The 1,502-nt window shown below is 41.0% G+C and carries 1 protein-coding gene and 1 pseudogene; both read right to left on the bottom strand.

What is annotated here, in order from left to right:
• Window positions 1–213: 213 nt before the first annotated feature.
• Window positions 214–1,017 (bottom strand): inositol monophosphatase family protein, encoded by an 804-nt coding sequence (locus tag AB5935_RS25835; protein ID WP_368327854.1) that lies wholly within the window; start codon window positions 1,015–1,017, stop codon window positions 214–216.
• A 116-nt stretch (window positions 1,018–1,133) separates the two neighbouring features.
• A pseudogene (locus tag AB5935_RS25840) lies at window positions 1,134–1,502 on the bottom strand (galactose mutarotase); the annotation flags it as partial.

Consider the following 1,502-nt stretch of genomic DNA (forward strand, 5'->3'; position numbering starts at 1 on the left):
GGATTATCTTTTCGAAGATGATAATTAGTACGGGGTAGATTAATATTACATACTGTACAGATACATTCTTCACCCTTTGCTAACGGCCGGCCACAAACAACGCAGCAACGGGGAAATAGCAAAGATAAGAAAGAACTAAGCCAGTCTTTGATAAGAAGTGTGTGTTTCATAATAATAGAGATTTAAAGTTGCAATAGCACCTACATATTGCAACTACATATTCAATGGAGGGACTTCTGACAGGAGTTTCTGAAAGACAGGATGAAGATTTCCATTCGTTGCAATAATATGATGTCCTTCTATGAAATGATCCTCACCATAAAAGTCAGTCACCTTTCCTCCCGCTTCCTGAACAATCAGTGCCGCTGCAGAATAATCCCATTTTCCGAGAAATGCTTCCATCCATGCATCAAAACGCCCAATAGCTACATAACAGATTGCGGCAGCAGCCGAGCCATTCATGCGAATGCCTCCCACTACCCCATAAAGCTGATCGATCAGATGAAGAGCCGTTTGTTTATATTGCAGATGATTATAAGGTAATTCTGTAATGACAAATGCATCTTTGATGTCCTCAACGTTCGACACATGAATTTCTTCGCCATTCATAAACGCTTTTCCGCCTTTCCAAGCATAAAAACATTCATCCCCGCAAACCTCATAAACGACACCTAAAAGAAGTTCGGTACGGCTACGTAAAGCGATGGACACACAATAAGGAGCCTCATCATGAATATAATTCGTGGTTCCATCCAAGGGGTCAATTACCCAACAGTAGGGTTCATCCTGATAAGTGGCAGAGCCTTCTTCTGTTATGAATCCCGCTTCAGGCAGTAAAGCAGTAAGGGCTTTCACCACACGCACTTCAGATTCTTTATCCACATAAGACACATAATCGTGTGCATGTTTTTCCACCACACGTTCACGACGGAAGTTCTTTCGTTCTTCTTTCAAAAAATATCCAACTTCTGTAGCAATCCGGCATACATCAGCTGTAAGTTGTTTTAAATCTAACATTCTATCTTTCATAATTTAGGCAATCCGCAAATCAATGCCAAAATTATTACTTTTTTTGATAGAAATAAGAGTTTTCCCGGAAAAAGATAAGTAATTCCAGGGTATACTCTATTGAATTACTTTTGCACAGTAAATCTATATTCCGTAACGGAATAATATTTCTCATGAGGACGCAACACACAGGATGGAAATTCAGGATGATGTGGCGTGTCCGGATGGTGGATGGTTTCCAATATCAGACCACCATATTTCTGTTGTGGACCACCTTTGGCCACAATCTTTTCTGAAAGCCCGATACCGGTATAGATCAACAAGCCGGGCTCTGTAGTGTAAGTTTCTAATTGACGGCCACTTTGAGGTTCCGTGACAGTTGCAGCATAACGCAAATCTCCGTTATAATCACGAAGTATCCAGTTAGCCGAATAACCACCCATAAGTTTCATGTGCTCATTAGGAGAGGTGACACGTTCTGCAAAGCTATGAGG

The sequence above is a fragment of the Phocaeicola sp. RTP21198st1_B8_RTP21198_201120 genome, from assembly GCF_040929485.1.
In the GTDB taxonomy this organism is placed as follows: domain Bacteria; phylum Bacteroidota; class Bacteroidia; order Bacteroidales; family Bacteroidaceae; genus Phocaeicola; species Phocaeicola dorei.

Coding starts and splice junctions, on each gene's coding strand:
- AB5935_RS25835 (WP_368327854.1), bottom strand. CDS start 1,017: ATGTTAGATTTAAAACAACTTACAGCTGATGTATGCCGGATTGCTACA.